This window comes from Phenylobacterium sp. (assembly GCF_030697925.1).
Taxonomy (GTDB): domain Bacteria; phylum Pseudomonadota; class Alphaproteobacteria; order Caulobacterales; family Caulobacteraceae; genus Phenylobacterium.
The window spans coordinates 14,876-30,831 of sequence record NZ_JAUYOJ010000094.1; the positions used below are offsets into that span (position 1 = coordinate 14,876).

Annotated in this window: 11 protein-coding genes and 1 pseudogene; 8 read left to right on the forward strand and 4 right to left on the reverse strand. The window is 68.2% G+C overall.

The window, feature by feature from the left end; translation table 11 throughout:
* Nucleotides 1-106: 106 nt before the first annotated feature.
* Nucleotides 107-1,474: an MFS transporter gene (locus tag Q8Q88_RS09045; RefSeq protein ID WP_305674867.1), complete on the forward strand. Its 1,368-nt coding sequence runs from the start codon at nt 107-109 to the stop codon at nt 1,472-1,474.
* Nucleotides 1,475-1,620: 146 nt separating this feature from the next.
* On the opposite strand, the gene Q8Q88_RS09050 is transcribed toward Q8Q88_RS09045, so the two are convergent.
* Nucleotides 1,621-1,884 carry a hypothetical protein gene (locus Q8Q88_RS09050; RefSeq protein WP_305674868.1) on the reverse strand — a complete coding sequence of 88 codons (264 nt, stop codon included), beginning with the start codon at nt 1,882-1,884 and terminating at the stop codon, nt 1,621-1,623.
* Nucleotides 1,885-1,999: 115 nt separating this feature from the next.
* A complete protein-coding gene (locus tag Q8Q88_RS09055) occupies nt 2,000-2,707 on the reverse strand; it encodes a PEPxxWA-CTERM sorting domain-containing protein (protein WP_305674869.1) in 708 nt (235 codons plus the stop codon).
* Nucleotides 2,708-3,442: 735 nt separating this feature from the next.
* Here Q8Q88_RS09055 and Q8Q88_RS09060 point away from each other — a divergent pair.
* Nucleotides 3,443-4,081: a peptidylprolyl isomerase gene (locus Q8Q88_RS09060; RefSeq protein ID WP_305674870.1), complete on the forward strand. Its 639-nt coding sequence runs from the start codon at nt 3,443-3,445 to the stop codon at nt 4,079-4,081.
* A gap of 142 nt (nt 4,082-4,223) precedes the next feature.
* Nucleotides 4,224-5,735 (forward strand): S10 family peptidase, encoded by a 1,512-nt coding sequence (locus Q8Q88_RS09065; RefSeq protein ID WP_305674871.1) that lies wholly within the window; start codon nt 4,224-4,226, stop codon nt 5,733-5,735.
* Here the strand turns inward: Q8Q88_RS09065 and Q8Q88_RS09070 are convergent.
* A complete protein-coding gene (locus Q8Q88_RS09070; protein ID WP_305674872.1) occupies nt 5,642-7,078 on the reverse strand; it encodes a serine hydrolase in 1,437 nt (478 codons plus the stop codon). The genes Q8Q88_RS09065 and Q8Q88_RS09070 overlap by 94 nt on opposite strands.
* Nucleotides 7,079-7,294: 216 nt before the next feature.
* Between Q8Q88_RS09070 and Q8Q88_RS09075 the strand changes: the two genes are divergently transcribed.
* The 5 genes from Q8Q88_RS09075 (at nt 7,295) to Q8Q88_RS09095 (ending at nt 15,821) form a co-directional block, all read left to right on the forward strand.
* A complete protein-coding gene (locus Q8Q88_RS09075) occupies nt 7,295-8,119 on the forward strand; it encodes a putative RNA methyltransferase (protein WP_305674873.1) in 825 nt (274 codons plus the stop codon).
* Nucleotides 8,120-8,123: 4 nt separating this feature from the next.
* Entirely contained in the window at nt 8,124-8,909 is a 786-nt protein-coding gene (locus tag Q8Q88_RS09080) for a pseudouridine synthase (RefSeq protein WP_305674874.1), read from the forward strand.
* Nucleotides 8,910-9,030: 121 nt separating this feature from the next.
* Entirely contained in the window at nt 9,031-12,510 is a 3,480-nt protein-coding gene (locus Q8Q88_RS09085) for a PAS domain S-box protein (protein WP_305674875.1), read from the forward strand.
* Nucleotides 12,511-12,622: 112 nt separating this feature from the next.
* On the forward strand, nt 12,623-15,394 hold the full coding sequence (locus Q8Q88_RS09090) for a PAS domain S-box protein (protein WP_305674876.1): 2,772 nt from the start codon (nt 12,623-12,625) through the stop codon (nt 15,392-15,394).
* Nucleotides 15,378-15,821, forward strand: a complete 444-nt coding sequence (locus Q8Q88_RS09095) for a response regulator transcription factor (RefSeq protein WP_305674877.1) — start codon at nt 15,378-15,380, stop codon at nt 15,819-15,821. The genes Q8Q88_RS09090 and Q8Q88_RS09095 overlap by 17 nt, the downstream gene beginning before the upstream one ends.
* Before the next feature lie 18 nt (nt 15,822-15,839).
* On the opposite strand, the pseudogene Q8Q88_RS09100 reads toward Q8Q88_RS09095, so the two are convergent.
* Nucleotides 15,840-15,956 (reverse strand): annotated as a pseudogene (locus Q8Q88_RS09100) (IS5/IS1182 family transposase); the annotation flags it as partial.

Here is a 15,956-nt window from a genome sequence, read left to right on the forward strand (position 1 = left end):
CGCTCCATTTCCTAAGGGTCAGCCTATTGCCCAATGAGGGGGGCCATCGGCTACAGTGGCTTCAACAATAAGAATTTCAGTTCGTCATTTCCGAGGAAACGCTTTCATGACCGAGACCGCCGCACCGTCGGCCGAACCGATTGTCCCCCCCGCCACGTCCACGGTCAGCGCCGCTCCATTTTCGCCTGCCTATACGCGCTACGCGATGTTCCTGCTGCTGGGCATCTACATCGTCAATTTCCTCGATCGCGCCGTGATCAATATTCTGGCCGAGCCGATCAAGAACGAACTCCACCTCGCCGACTGGCAGCTCGGAATGATGAGCGGCCTGGCCTTCGCGGTCTTCTACACGGTGCTGGGCATCCCCATCGCCCGCATGGCCGAGCGCAAGAACCGTCCCATGATCATCGGCACCGCCGTGGCGGTCTGGTCCGGCTTCACCGCGCTTTCGGGCGCGGCCAACAGCTTCGTCACCCTGGTCCTCTGCCGCATCGGCGTGGGCGTGGGCGAGGCCGGCTGCACGCCGCCTGCCCACTCGCTGATCGCCGACTACGTGCCCAAGGAAAAGCGCGCCTCGGCGCTCGCCTTCTACTCCATGGGCACCCCGCTGGGCGGCCTGCTCGGCCTGGTCATGGGCGGGCTGGTGGCCGACGCCTATGGCTGGCGCGCCGCCTTCCTGGTGGCCGGCGTCCCCGGCATCCTCTTCGCCCTGCTCTGCTGGTTCACCCTCAAGGAGCCGCGCAAGATCCTGGCGGCCCACAGCACCAAGATCGTCGCGGCCCAGGCCACCTTCGGCGAGACCCTCAAATACCTCACCAAGAAGAAGACCTTCTGGCTGATCGCCTTCGGCGCGGCCATCAAGGCCTTCATCGGCTACGGCCACGCCCCGTTCACCGCCTCGTTCTTCATGCGGGTTCACGCCGAGGAGGTCGCCGGCCTGGCGGCCATCTTCGACCTGAAGTCGCTGGGCTTCCTCGGCCTTGCGCTGGGCCTGATGGGCGGCACCGCCGGCGCCATCTCGTCCTGGATGGGCGGCCAGATCGCCGACAAGTACGCCAAGAGCGACTTGCGCGGCTATGTGGTGGTCCCCGCCTTCGCCTCGCTGATCGCCGTACCCATCTATATCATCGCCGTCAGCGTGCCCTCGGCCAGCGTGGCGCTCTGCATCCTGGTGATCAACGGCCTGTTGGGCTCGCTCTGGTACGGTCCGGTCTACGCCATCGGCCAGTCCATTGTGCCGCCGCACATGCGGGCCACCACCGCGGCCATCCTGCTGTTCACCATCAACCTGATCGGCCTGGGCCTCGGCCCGCTGGCGGTGGGCATCCTGTCGGACATCATGTCCAACGGCTTTGGCCTGGGCTCGGCCCAGGGCGTGCGCTGGGCCTTGATGCTCTCGACCTGCTTCGGCTTCCTGGCCTTCGCGCTCTTCTGGATCGCCCGCAAGACGATCCGCGAGGAGATGGAGTCCTAGGCCCCTTGGAACGGCGGGCCTTCGGGTCCGCCGGCCGGAGCGTGACAGCCGAAAGTGGATGCCGGTTTCGGCGGCCGTCACGCTCCGCGCCCTTGGTCTTGAGCCTTTTTCTACGGTTCAGGTGGAACATCTGAGCCTAAAGGGCTCTAGGTCCGCGTCCCAAGCCAGGCGGCCAGGGCGATGAACACGACCGCCCAGAACAGGTGCCGGCCGATCGGGCCCGGCCGCTCCGTCGCCGCGCGATAGAGGTAGATCCCGGCCAGCCACAGGCCGCCGCCCACCGCCAGCCAGCGGCCCGGGCCCTCTCCCACCAGCAAGGCGCCCAGGATCGCCGCCAGGCCGAGCGCGCGCAGCGCCAGCTCAACGGCCGCCCCCATGCGGCGGGGCGGGGTCGGTTGGTTGGGATTCATCGGGAGCTCCAGCGCAGGCTGCGGTCGGGCGCAGGATCGCACGGGCGCGGGAAGCGCGCATGAAAACGCCGCCGGTGGGGGCCGGCGGCGTCCTATTGCGTGTTCATGGTGCGTGTCAGGCGGCCAGGAGAGCGGCCGGACGACGACGACGGAGAGCCGATCCCGCCAGGCCGAAGCCGGCGATCATCATGGCCCAGGTCGAGGGTTCCGGAATGCCCGGCAGGCTGCCTTGATCGAGCAAGGCGTAACGGACCGTGCCGCCGGCATAGAGAACCTCGCCAAAACCGTCGCCCCAGAACTCGACCGTATTGAATGAGCCGCTGTCATCAAAGGCGGCGACAAACACGGCCGGTTGGCCATTGGTCAGGTAGACGTTGTTGAGGCCCGTGGAGAGTCCGACCTGGATCGGCGCACCGCCATCAAAGGCGATGTAGAGCGCCGAGGGGTAGCAGCAGGTGCCCCAATCGCCCACCTCGAAGCCGAACGAATTGATCGCCGTGGTGAAGGTCAGCGTCACGCCGCTCGGACGGGAGTCGCCGGTCGGGCCCTTGACCGTGCCCGCCGGACCGATGTCGGTCAGATAGCCGGTGGTTTGCGTATAGGTATAGTACGGGGTCTTGCTGAGCGAGAAGTCCGCATAGGTGGAGTCGCCGTACAGCAATTGTTCCGACAGCGGCGTGCCGCCGGCGGTAGTTACGGTGCTGTTGAAGTCGGAAGTCCCCCCTGGAATACTATCGAAGACCGTCACGATGGTCGCGTTAGCGGCGCCAGAGAACGCCAGCGCGCTGCAAGCTGCAACGCAGGCTATTGCCAGATTACGCATGTAAAGCTCCCAAACTAGGTGATTCACAAGGCCCCCCAACCCACCCCCGGAGGGGCCGGTTATTGCGGCCGGAATGCGGCAATTGGTCACTGGCCTTAATCTCTTGTCAACACTTTCAGCGATTCGCGTTCTCTGATTCCCTGTTTTCGGGACAGGTTGATCAGTTGTCTGGCGTCACAAACGTGTCATCGCAACAAGGAGCTGTCGCTACAGCGACAATGATTGACGGGTCATCTCAGGGGCGACAGATGGCCTGAGTCCTTTTGCACGAGCCCGAGATTCCGATCAGCCGCTCTTACTCTCCAGTGAAGCTTTCTGAAAAGATGTCGACTTGGACGACGGCGGAGGCTCGGATCGACGCGCGGAAACCATTAACCAGGAAGGCTTTGAAGCTTGACCGTATGGCGCACTTCCTCGCGCGAAAACATGCCCGAGAAGGGCGCTTATTCAACGTGACCGGTCGCCGCCGCGAGACCAAGATCGCCCGTTAACCATACCGCTTTTGCGAATACGAGTTGCTGCATTCGAAGCCAAGTCGAGTCGACCGTTACTCTTGAAGCTTCACAATTGGTGGTAGTGAAAATGGCCGCTCACCGGCGGCCCCCGGCGATTTTGAAAGCCATCCACTCGCCATCCCAGGCCTTGTGCCTAGGATGGCGAAGCTGGGACGGCGAGCATCGGTTGGGAAGCGCCCACCACCATTGCCACCCCGCCCCCCCGCTGTAATCTCGCGCCATGTCGCACCAATCCCTCCGCCGCCTGGCCCTGCGCGCCTTCGCCGTCGCCGCCCTGCTCGCCGCCGCCCCGGCCCTGGCCCAGACCCCCGCCGCGCCCACGCCAGCCGCCACCGTCAAGGTGACACTCACCACGTCCGAGGGCCCCATCGTCCTGGAGCTGCAGCGCGAGAAGGCCCCGATCACCACCGCCAACTTCCTGCGCTACGTCGACCAGAAGCGCTATGACGGCGTGACCTTCTACCGGGCGTCCAAGACCCCCAACGCCCCGGAGTTCGGCCTCATCCAGGGCGGCGCCCAGAACGATCCGGCCCGGGTGCTGAAGCCCATCGCCCACGAACCCACCACCAAGACCGGCCTCTCCCACACCGGCGGCGCCATCTCCATGGGCCGCTTCAACCCGGGCAGCGCCACCTCGGACTTCTTCATCGTCGTGGGCGACATGACCTATATGGACGCCAACCCCGCCCTACCCGGCGACAACCTCGGCTTCGCGGTGTTCGGCAAGGTGGTCGACGGCATGGACACCGTCCGCAAGATCCTCGCCGCCCCCACCTCCCCCACCAAGGGCGAGGGCGTCATGAAGGGCGAGATCCTCGCCAAGCCCGTCAAGATCATCACCGCCCGCCGGACTGGGTGAAATCTTTCGCCGTGGAGCCGACGCCGGCAAGACGGGTGCTCATGATTACCGAAAAGCAACCTTCGCGACCCTCCTGACTCGCTTCCGCGCAACCTCGGATCGTGCCAGAAACCGCTCAAGCTTGACCCGAGGGACGCCCGCCTTGAAATCGCTTTCCATCGCCGCCGTGTTCGCGGCCCTGTTGCTCGCGCCCGCCGCCCTGGCCCAGGACGCCCCCAAGCCTGAGGCCAAGGCCGAGGCCCCAATCCCGCCGGCCAATGTCTCGGTCACCCACCACAGCGGCAAGTTCGGCGGCGTCGCCGTCGACTATGTGGCCACCACCGGCGAGACCTATCTCACCGACAAGGACGGCAAGCCCACCGCGGCGATCTTCTCGACCGCCTACGTCAAGGCCGGCAAGCCCGACCCCAACCGCCCGGTGACCTTCCTGTTCAACGGCGGCCCCGGCTCCGGCTCGGTATGGCTGCACATGGGCGCCTTCGGGCCCAAGCGCGTGGTGGTGCCCTCCGACGCCAAGGATGACGCGGCCCCGCCCTATCCCATCGTCGACAACCCGATGAGCCTGCTCGACGTCACCGACATCGTCTTCATCGATCCCGTCGGCACCGGCTTCTCCAAGGCGCTCGGCAAGACCGAGCCCAAGGAGTTCTGGGGCCTGACCGCCGACGCCCGCTCGGTGGCCCAGTTCATCCGCATCTGGCTGCGCGAGAACGGCCGCTGGAACTCCCCCAAGTACCTGGGCGGCGAGAGCTACGGCACCACCCGCTCGGCCACCGTGGTCAACCAGCTGGAGGGCGCCTACAACGACGTCTCGCTGAACGGCGTCATCCTGATCTCCACCATCCTCGACTTCGGCGCCCAGGCCGATGTCCAGGGCAATGAGATGAGCTACGTGGTCACCCTGCCCAGCATGGCGGCGGCCGCCTGGTATCATAACAAGATCGCCGACCGCCCCGCCTCGGTGGAGCCCTTCGTCCAGCAGGCCCGCGAGTTCGCCGCAGGCGAATACGCCTCGGCCCTCATCAAGGGCAACCGTCTGAAGGACCCTGAACGCGCCGCCGTCCGCGCCAAGCTGGCCCGCTTCACCGGCCTCTCCGAGACCTTCCTGGACCACGCCGATCTGCGGGTGACCACCGGGCGGTTCTACAAGGAGCTGCTGCGCGACCGCGGCCTGACCGTGGGCCGGCTGGACAGCCGTTACACCGGGGTCGACTACGACAGCGCCGGCGAGCAGCCCGACAACGACCCCAGCTTCTACGGCATCGACGGCGCCTATACCGCGGCGATCAACGCCTATGTCCGCGGTGACCTGAAGCTGAAGATGGACCGGGAATACGTCACCATCGGCCCGGTGGGGCCCTGGGACTGGCGGCTGGGCGGCGACCGCGACCTGGACGCCTATCTCAACGTCACGCCCTATATCGCCAAGGCCATGCGCGAGAACAGCAGTCTGCGGGTCTTCGTCGGCCAGGGCTGGTACGACTTCGCCACCCCCTTCTTCGGCGCGGAGTACGCCCTGTCGCGAACCGGCGTGCCGGCTGACCGGGTCTCGTTCCACTATTACGACGCCGGCCACATGATGTACGTGCGCGACGCCGATCTCACCAAGCTCTCCACCGACATCCGCGCCTTCATCCGCGCCGGTGGCAAATAGGGCGCTACTTCGCCTCGGCGATCACACCCCGAATGGCATCGCCCAATCCTGGCGCGGCGTAGTCCAGGTTGCCGAGGATGGCGACGGTGTAGCCCTTCTCGACGTAGATCTCGAGCTGGCTGCTGATCCCTGAGAAGATGCCGCTGTGTCCGACGATCTTGCCCGCGGCCGATGCGTTGACCATGAAGCCGCCGCCATAGTTGTTCGGCGGGTTGTCGGCCCAGAGGACCTCGACGGAAGGCGGTGAGAGAAGCCGGCCGCTCTGCAGCGCGCGCGAAACGGTGCAGATCGCCGACGGTCGAATAGCCCCCTCCCGCAGACGTGCCGCGGAAGACATGGGCCATTGTGTTTTCCCGCCAACCCAGCGGCGCTCGCGGCGCCCAGCCATAGCCCATGGCGAGATCCGGCGTCGGTTCGTCCATCGGCCAGGAGTCGGTGTCCTTCATCGCGGCCGGCCCGAAGATGTGAGCGCGCGCATAGTCGAAATAGGTCTCGCCTGAGGCCTGTTCGATCACCACGCCCAGCAGCAACATGCCCGTGTCGCTGTACTTGAACTGCGTACCTGGCGGAAACGCCGGGGTCTCTCCACGCACTAGGGGCTTATAGTCGGCGACCTCGCGATAGAGACGCCGCGATGTCTTCTCAAAATCACGTCCAAGAAAGCTCCCGAGACCGCTCGTGTGCCTCAACAGATGGCGGATCGTAATCGTCTTTCCGATCTCCGCTGGCAGCCAGCTCTCATCGGCGTACTTGCTCAGCGGATCGTCCAGAGAGACCTGTCCAGTCTCGACCAACTGCATGACCGCGATCGCAGTGAACATCTTGTTCATGGACCCTAGGTTCAGCCGTGTGCGCGACGTATTGGCGACGCCATAGCGGCGGTTCGCCTGGCCGCAGGCCGCCTCGAACAGAACCTCGTCGCCCTTCGCCACCAGGACAGCGCCGGAGAAGACTCCCGCGCGGCAACCTCGATCCATCAGTCCGCGCGCCTGGGCGCCAACGTCGCCAGCGGTCAGATGGGCCTTCGGCTTCGGCGCCCACAGCGGCGCCGGACCCGGCTCGAAGGTGGTGACGCGGGCTTCGGGCGTCTCTTCGAAACCCAATTCAAGGCCGTGCAGCGCGCCATAGAGGCGATCTCTCAACAGCAACTCGGCGGTGCGCCCGTTCCTCACCCGCAGCTCGACCAGGTCGAGGCCCCCCATGACCCTGCGCTGGTTCGTGAAGTAGCCAACGAAGGGCACGCGCGGGACGGACTCGGCGAAGGCCCTAGCGATATGATCGTTGCGAAACGCCTCGGCCGCAGTCTCGCCGTCGGTGTTCACCGCCGCCAGATAGGCCTGCACATGGTCATCGATCGCCTGCCTGGACGGTGCGGCCCCGGCCCAGGCTCCGTTATGCACTGCTAGGGAGGCGGCGATCGCCGCGATGAGACTTCGTACGCGCAAGCTGGTGCCCCCCTGTCGTCGCGGCCTCAAGCTGTGCGGTTTTCCCCTTGCGGGCAACAAGCTGCAACGCGGCGCCCTGGCGGCCGATACACATCAAAGGCTAGACCACCGCCTATGCCATCCCCCCTCCTCGCCTGCCCCGTCTGCGCCCAGCCGCTCGCGCGGCACGGCGCGGCCTTCCGCTGCGAGGCCGGCCATGCCTATGACGTCGCGCGCTCGGGCTATGTGAACCTACTGCTGGCCAACCAGCGCCGCTCGAAAGATCCCGGCGACGACAAGGCCATGATGGCCGCCCGCGCCGCCTTCCTGGACGCCGGGTGGTACGCCCCCGTCGCCGAGGCCCTGGCCGACGCCGTGCTCGCCGACCTCGCCGCCGTCCGCGTCGTCGATGTGGGCTGCGGCGAGGGCCACTATCTGCGCCGTCTGCGCGAACTCAGCGATCGGCCGCTCGACCTCCACGGCCTCGACATCTCCCGCCACGCCGTCGAGGCCGCCGCCAAGCGCGACCCGGCCGGCCTCTACGCCGTGGCCGGCGCCCACCGCCTGCCGCTGATCACCGCCGCCGCCGACGCGCTGATCTCCCACTTCGCCCCGCTGGAGGCCGCCGAAGCGCACCGCGCCCTGCGTCCCGCCGGCCGGCTCATCGTCGGCGCCCCGGGCCCGCGCCACCTCTTCGGCCTGCGGACCCTGGTCTATGAGACCCCCACCGAGCACCCGGAGTTCGCCCCGCTCACCGAGGGCTTCGCGCTCATCGCCGAGACCCGCGTCCGCTACGGCCTCGAACTCCGCGACGCCCAGGCCGTCGCGGCCCTGATCGGCATGACCCCCTACGCCTGGGCCGCCGACGCCCGCGAGCGCCTGGCCGGGCTCGAGCGCCTCGACACCGAGGTCGACGTGATCATCCGCACCTATGAACGGCGCGACTTGGCCCCTAGATAGACCCATGGCCTGGACCCGCCTCTATGACGAACCCGAGCCCCAGCGCGTCAACCGCTGGCTGGCGCAGAACGGCGTCTGCTCGCGCCGCGAGGCCGAGGGGCTGATCGCTCAGGGCCTGGTCTCCATCGACGGCCAGCGGGTCGACGATGTCGGCCGCAAGATCGAGCCCGGCCAGACCCTTACCCTGGCCGACGTCGCCCAGGCGGCGCTGGAATCGTCGATGACGGTGATCATCCACAAGCCGGTGGGCGTGGTCTCCTCCCAGCCCGACCCCGGCCAGGTCCCGGCGGTGCGCCTGCTGACCCGCGAGGCGCTCTATGGTCCGGCGGCGACCATTCCCGACTGGGACTCGCGCCTGGCCCCCGTGGGCCGCCTGGACATGGATAGCCGCGGCCTGCTGATCCTCTCGGAGGACGGGGTGGTGGCCAAGGCGGTCATCGGCCCCGACTCCAACCTCGAGAAGGAATACATGGTCCGGGTCACCGGCCAGATCACCGAGAAGAAGCTGACCATGCTGCGCCACGGCCTGCAGCTCGACGGCCGCCAGCTCCGCTACGCCAAGGTCAAGGTGGTCGAGGGCCAACTCCTGCGCTTCGTGCTCAAGGAGGGCCGCAACCGCCAGATCCGTCGGATGTGCGAGATGGTCGAGCTCAATGTCGTCGACCTGTTCCGCGTCCGCATCGGGACCCTGCGCCTGGCCGACCTCCCCGAGGGCCGCTGGCGCCACATCACCCCGGCCGAGCGCACCGCCCTGATCAGCCCGCCGCCCCGGGCGCCCGCCGCAACCTAGCGGCGTTCACACGCCAGGGGTGCGGCAGCGGGCCGCACGCGTGTTCATCATTTCCGAAGCCTGCGGAGTCACCCTCGATATCTGGCGCGTAACGTCCCAGATTTGAGTGCAGGACAGGACCTTGACGATCACCTCGGAACCCGCGGATGGCCAGCTCGCCTCGCCCGAGCTTTGCCAGGCCTTGATCCAGTCCAGCCCCGACGCCGTCACCACCCTCACCCTCTGCGGCGCCCTGGAGTCCATGAACGACAGCGGCCTGCGCCTGCTGGAGATCTCCGACCTGTCGCGCGTGACCGGCTGCGAGTGGGCCGCCCTGTGGCCGGCCGACATGCGGTCGCGGATCCGCGACGCGGTCGCGCGGGCCCGCACCGGCCCGACGGCGCGCTTGCGGGCCAGCCGCCCGACCGGCGACGGCGCGCTCCGCTGGTGGGACGTCGCCCTCTCCGCGGTTCCCGACGCCTCCGGCGCGCCCTGCCGTCTCGCCGCCGTCTGCCGCGACATCACCGAGTTCCAGCAGGCCTTCGAGGCCGCCGCCGCCAGCGAAGGCCGCTTCCGGCTGATGGCGGAGAACACCACCGACATCATCGTCCGCGGCGACATGACCGGGACCCTGCTCTACGTCTCGCCGTCCTGCCGGGCCTACGGCTATGAGCCCGACGAACTGATCGGCCACTCGGCCTTCGAGCACGTCCACCCCGACGACCTGGCGCGCATCACGGCCAACAGCGCGCCCCTGCTCGCCGGCGCCGCCGTCGACCAGAACGCCGATCGCGCGCACCGCTTCCGGACCAAGGCCGGCGACTGGGTCTGGCTGGAGGGCCGGCCGCGGCTCATCCGCGACGCGGCCGGCAAGGCCATCGAGATCCTCAACATGTTCCGCGATATCACCGAGCGGAAGGCCCAGGAGGCGCTGTTCGAGAACGCCTTCCACCACGCGGCGATCGGCATGGCCCTGGTCGGCCTCGACGGTTCCTTCCTGAAGATCAACAGCGCCTTCTGCGGCATCGTCGGCTATTCCGAACCGGTGATGCTGGGCCTCGACTTCCAGACCATCACCCATCCGGACGACCTCGAGGCCGACCTCGGCCTGCTGGGCCGCCTGCTGGCCGGCGAGATCCCCGACTACCGGATGGACAAGCGCTACATCCACGCCGATGGCTCGCTGGTCTGGGTGCGGCTGTCGGTGTCGCTGGTGCTGGAGACCGACGGCCGCCCGAAATACTTCGTCGCCCAGGTCGAGGACCTGACCGCCCACCGCGCGGCGGAAGATCGCTACCGGCTGCTCGCCGAGAACGCGGGCGACATGGTCAGCCTGCATGACCTTTCAGGTGGTTTCGTCTACTGCTCGCCGTCCTCCCAGCGCCTATTGGGCTTCACGCCCGAAGAGATGGTCGGGACCGCGCCCCGGGACTTCGCTCCGACGGAGGATCTGCCGGCGCTGATGGAGGCCCGCGTCCGGATGCTGGAGGCCGAGCCCGGCGTTCCCGTCCAGCATCTCATGCGGATGCGGCGCAAGGACGGAGAGCTCATCTGGGCGGAGGTCAACGCCCGGGTGGCGAAGGGTGACGACGGCGCGCCGATCATCGTGTCCGCCACCCGCGACGTCTCGGCCCGGATCGCCGTCCAGGAGGCCCTGGAGCAGAAGACCCTGGACCTGGAGGCGGCGCAAACCGTCGCCCTGACCGCCAACAAGCTCATGCGAACGGCCGAACAGGTCGCCAACATGGGCTACTGGACCTGGGACGTCCCCACCGGCGTGGGAACCTGGTCGGAGGAGATCTCGCGCATCCTCGGGCTGGACCACGGGGACGGCCCGAGCTTCGAAAAGATTCAGGCGCTCCGGCATCCGGATGATCGGGAGGCCGCCACGCAGAAGTTCCAGGCGGCCCTCACCACCGGCGAAGCGATCGACCACGATTTCCGCATCATCCTGCCCAGCGGCGAGACGCGAAATCTCCTCTCGCGGGTCATCGTCGCCATGGAAGACGGTCGGCCCAAGAGCGCCTTCGGCGTCATGATGGACATCACCGACCAGAAGCGCGCCGAGGCCGCCGTCCGCGACAGCGACGCCCGCTACCGCCTGATCGCGGAAAACAGCACCGACATGATCGTCACCACCGACGTCACCGGCAGGATGACCTTCGCTACCCCGTCCTGCCTCACGGTCACCGGCTATACGCCCGAGGAGCTGTTGGGCCTGCGGGTGACGGACTTCATTCATCCCGACGATCTCGACGGCGTCCGCGCGTCCTTCGCGCGCCTGGCCAGGGGCGAGACGGGTGAACGGGTGCGCTGGCGCGGCCGGCACAAGTCGGACGACCGCTGGATCTGGCTGGAATCCAACCCAGCCCGGCTCGGCTCCGGGGCCGGGTCCGACGACGGCTATTTCGTCGACGTGATCCGCGACGTCACCGCCCAGGTCGCCCAGGAAGAGGCCCTGGCCCAGGCCACCGTCGCCGCCGAGGCCGCCACCGCGGTGAAGTCGGAATTCCTCGCCAATATGAGCCACGAAATCCGCACGCCGCTCACCGCGGTGATCGGCTTCACGGGCCTGCTGGCCGAGCGCCAGGATCTGGACGACGACGCACGCACCCAAGTCCAGCGGGTGGTCTCGGCCAGCCGGGCCCTGCTCTCCATCGTCAACGATATCCTGGATTTCTCCAAGCTGGAGGCGGGCCAGTACGAAATCGCGCCCAGGCCGACCTCCCCGGTGGAATGCGCCCGCGCCGCCCTGCTGATGTTCGAGCCCCAGGCCGACGCCAAGGGCCTGGTCCTGGACTTCGTCGCCGAGGGCGAGCTCCCGGCCGCCGTCGCCCTGGATCCCGACCGTTTCCGGCAGATCCTGCTCAATCTGATCGGCAACGCCATCAAGTTCACTGAGCGCGGCTCGGTCCGCCTGCGCCTGCGCCACGAGGCCGCCCGCCTGCATGTCAGCGTGGAGGACACCGGCGCGGGCTTGACCGGCGACCAGCGCCGCCAGCTCTTCCAGCGCTTCTCCCAGGTCGACGCCTCGTCCACCCGCCGCCACGGCGGCACCGGCCTGGGCCTGGCCATCTGCAAGGGCCTCGTCGAGGCCATGGGCGGCGAGATCGGCGTCCGGTCGCGGCCCGGCCGCGGCTCATCCTTCTTCTTCAGCATCGGCGCCCCCGAGGTCGAGGCCGCGGTCGAGCGCGGCGATGGGGAGGCCGAGGCCTTCTCGCTCGACGGCGTCCGGGTTCTGGTGGTCGACGACAACGCGCTCAATCGCGAGCTGGCCCGCGCCATCCTGCAGCAGCTGAACGCCGAGGTCGCCGACGCCGCCGACGGTCTGGCCGGCCTCGCCGCGGCCCAGGCCCTGCCCTACGACGTCATCCTGCTGGACATCCGCATGCCCGGCCTCGACGGCCCGGCGACCCTGGCGCGCATCCGCCAGGAGCCGGGGCCGAACCAGGACGTCCCCATCCTGGCCTTCTCCGCCGACGCCGACCTGCAACGCTTCACCCGGCTCGGCTTCGACGGCGTCGTCGCCAAGCCGATCGATCCCATGACCCTGATCACCGCCATCGCCGAAGCCGTCCAGTGGAATCCCCAGGCCGGAGAGGGCGGCGAGAAGGTCGCCTGAGACGCCACGCTGCGGCATCCTGTCCTGCTCCGGTTCATGGTTTCTGAAGGCCTATGGGCGAGTCTCGAGCCTGGGCGTCCGCCATCCGTGGGCTCACGCGGGAGACCAAGTCTTGTCGAACGCCATCGACAGCGCCCCTTCGGCCGATCCGGCGAGCAGCGCCGAGGCGCTGTACTGGCTCCTGGCCGAGCACACCACCGACATCGTGGTCCGCGCGAGCATGGACGGCCTCCTGCTCTATGTCTCGCCGTCCTCCCAAGCCATGGGCTACCGCCCCGAGGAGCTGATCGGCCAACCGTTCGCCCCCTTGGTGCACCCGGACGACTGGGCTCGCTTCGCCGCGAACCACGCGGCGCTGCTCAGCGGGAAGCCGATCGACCGAGCCGTCGATCGGGTGATCCGCTACCGCGCCAAGGACGGCCAGTGGATCTGGCTGGAGGGCAATCCGCAGCTCATCCGCGACGAGGCCGGCCGGCCCATCGAAATCCTCAACGCCTTCCGCAATGTGACCGAGCGCAAGCGCGCCGAGCTGGCCCTCGAACAGGCCCATGCCCGCGAGCGGCGCCAGGCCGAGCGCGTGGCCCTGGCGATCGACGCCGCCGAGGTCGGCATCTGGGAATGGGACATCGCCGCCGACGCCTTGGTGTGGGACGCCTGGATGTACGAGCTCTATGGCTGGCCCATGGACGAGCCGCCGCCCTCCTACGCCCTGTTCGAAAGCGCGCTGCACCCAGACGACAGGGAGCGCGTCGTGAGCGAGCGCCGCGCGGCCATGGCCGGCGAGGCCGACTTCGACACCGATTTCCGCATCATCGCCCGCGGCGGCGCCACGCGTCACCTGCGCGCGCGCGCCGCGCTGATCCGCGGCCTCGACGGCACGCCCCTTTCCGTGGTCGGCGTCAACTGGGACATCACCGCCACCCGCGCCCTCGAGGCCTCGCTACGGGCCAGCGAGACCCGGATGCGAAATGTCATCGACAACGCCAGTGAGGCGATCGTGTCGTTCGACCAGGCCGGCCTAGTCATCGGCTGGAACCGTCACGCCGAGATCACGTTCGGATGGACCGCCGCCGAGGCGCTTGGCAAATCCGTCGCCGCCCTGATCATTCCGGCCCGCGACCATCCCGCGCTCCGCGAGCGGCTTGCGCGCTTTCTCGGCCGCAATGACGGCACGATCATCGATCGGCGTCTCGAGCTGACCGCCCTGCGCAAGACCGGCGAGGAATTCCCCATTGAACTGGCGGCCAGCGCCGTCGCCGGCCAGACGGGGTGGGAGATCACCGCCCTGATGCACGACATCAGCGCGCGCCGGGCGGGCGAGACGGCCCTGGCCGAGAGCGAAGCCCGCTACCGGCTGCTGACCGCCAACGCCACGGACATCATCAGTTGCTACGGGCCCGATAGGGTTTTCAGGTTCCTTTCGCCGTCGCTGGTTTCCGTCATGGGCTACGAGCCGCACGAACTGGTCGGCAAGGCAACGACGGCGTTCATGCATCCCGACGACGTCGTCCCGACCGTGCGGAGGTTCGCGGCCTATGTCGCGGCCGGGCCGGACGCCGACCCGATCCGATTCGAGTACCGCGCCTTTCGCAAGGACGGCCGGATGGTCTGGCTCGAAGCCCAGGCCAAAGCGATCTATGACGACGACGGCGTCCTGGTTGAGTTCCAGGACGTGGTCCGCGATGTCACCGCCCGCGTCGCCCTCGACGATGAGCTGCGCGCCGCCCGCGACGCCGCCGAGGCCGCGGCCGCCGCGAAGTCCGACTTCATGGCCAATATGAGCCACGAGATCCGCACCCCGCTCACGGCCATACTGGGCTTCGCCAAGCTGCTCTCGGATCGTTCCGACCTCGACGCCTCCGCCACCGCCCACGTCCAACGGGTCACCGGCGCGAGCCAGGCCCTGCTCTCCATCGTCAACGACATCCTCGACTTCTCGAAGCTGGAGGCGGGGCAGGTCGAGATCGCCGCGCGTCCCGTGGATCCGGCGCAGGTGCTTCGCGACGCCCTTCAGCTGTTCTCGCCCCAGGCCGACGCCAAGGGCCTGACGCTGCGGTTTGTGGAGGAAGGCCTGCCCGACTGCGTTCGGATCGACCCCGACCGCGTGCGCCAGGTCCTGCTGAATCTGCTCGGCAACGCCGTGAAGTTCACCGAAACCGGCGGCGTGCGACTGGTCGCGGCCTATGACGATGACGCCCAGCAGCTCAAGATCCGCATCGAGGACACCGGGGCCGGCCTCAGCGAAGCCGAGCAGCGCAAGCTCTTCCTGCGCTTTTCCCAGGTCGACGCCTCCTCGACCCGCCGCCACGGCGGCACGGGGCTGGGCCTGGCGATCTGCAAGGGCCTGGTCGAGGCCATGGGCGGCGCGATCGGCGTCAGCTCCACGCCAGGAGAGGGGTCGTGCTTCTTCTTCAGCCTCGACGCCCCACGCGCCGAGGCCGTCGTGCGGCCTGAGCCCGACGCCGCCGCCGCACCTTCGCTCGACGGGGTGCGGACCCTGGTGGTCGACGACAATCCCATGAACCGTGAACTGGCCCGCGCGATCCTTGGACACCTGGGCGCCGAAGTGTCGGAGGCGGCCGACGGCCTCGCCGCAGTCGAGGCGGCCCAGGCCCTGCCCTACGACATCATTCTGCTGGACATCCGCATGCCCGGCCTCGACGGCCCGGCGACCCTGGCCCGCATCCGCGGCGAGCCGGGCCCCAACCAGGACGTACCGATCCTCGCCTTTTCCGCCGACGCCGGCCTGGAAAGTTTCGAGGCCCATGGCTTCGATGGCGTGGTGTCCAAGCCTCTGGACGCCGCAGCCCTCGTCTTCGCCATCGCCCGCGCCCTTCAGTGGGACGTCGAAGGCCTGGAGGACGCCGATGCCAGGGTCGCCTGACGCCTCGCGCCACCGCATCCTGGTGGTCGAGGACGAGCCCATGGTGCTGGAGCTGATCACCACCCGCCTGCAACTCGCCGGCTACCAGACCTTCTATGGTCGCAACGGCCATGAGGGCTTGGCGCGGCTCACCGAGGTGCGGCCCAACGCCATGATCCTCGATATCAACATGCCGCGCCTCGACGGCTTCGACGTGCTGCGCAGGATGAAGGAGACCGGCCAGGTCCTCAGCGTGCCGGTCATGGTGCTGTCCGCCCGCAACCAGGCCGACGATGTCCAGACCTCCATCCAGCTCGGCGCCCGCGACTTCCTGGCCAAGCCGTTCAACGACGACCAGCTCCTCGCCCGGGTCGCCCGCCTGGTCCGCCGCGCCCCCGCCCGTCCGGCGCCCCCGCCGCCGCCCGGCCCGCCAGTGCTCGAGCACTAGGTAGCGGTGACCATTTAGCTATTTGAGCCACAGCATGATGGCGGCGAGGGTGACGAAGCCCATGAAGGTGGACGCGAGCTTGTCGTATCGGGTTGCGATGCGCCGGAAGTGCTTGATGCGGCTGAAGAAGCGTTC

Bases quoted from the DNA above. Each gene is read 5' to 3' on its own strand.
- Q8Q88_RS09055 (WP_305674869.1), bottom strand. From the start codon at position 2,707: ATGCGTAATCTGGCAATAGCCTGCGTTGCAGCTTGCAGCGCGCTGGCG.
- Q8Q88_RS09075 (WP_305674873.1), top strand. From the start codon at position 7,295: ATGCCATCCCCCCTCCTCGCCTGCCCCGTCTGCGCCCAGCCGCTCGCG.
- Q8Q88_RS09060 (WP_305674870.1), top strand. From the start codon at position 3,443: ATGTCGCACCAATCCCTCCGCCGCCTGGCCCTGCGCGCCTTCGCCGTC.
- Q8Q88_RS09095 (WP_305674877.1), top strand. From the start codon at position 15,378: ATGCCAGGGTCGCCTGACGCCTCGCGCCACCGCATCCTGGTGGTCGAG.
- Q8Q88_RS09050 (WP_305674868.1), bottom strand. From the start codon at position 1,884: ATGAATCCCAACCAACCGACCCCGCCCCGCCGCATGGGGGCGGCCGTT.
- Q8Q88_RS09080 (WP_305674874.1), top strand. From the start codon at position 8,124: ATGGCCTGGACCCGCCTCTATGACGAACCCGAGCCCCAGCGCGTCAAC.
- Q8Q88_RS09045 (WP_305674867.1), top strand. From the start codon at position 107: ATGACCGAGACCGCCGCACCGTCGGCCGAACCGATTGTCCCCCCCGCC.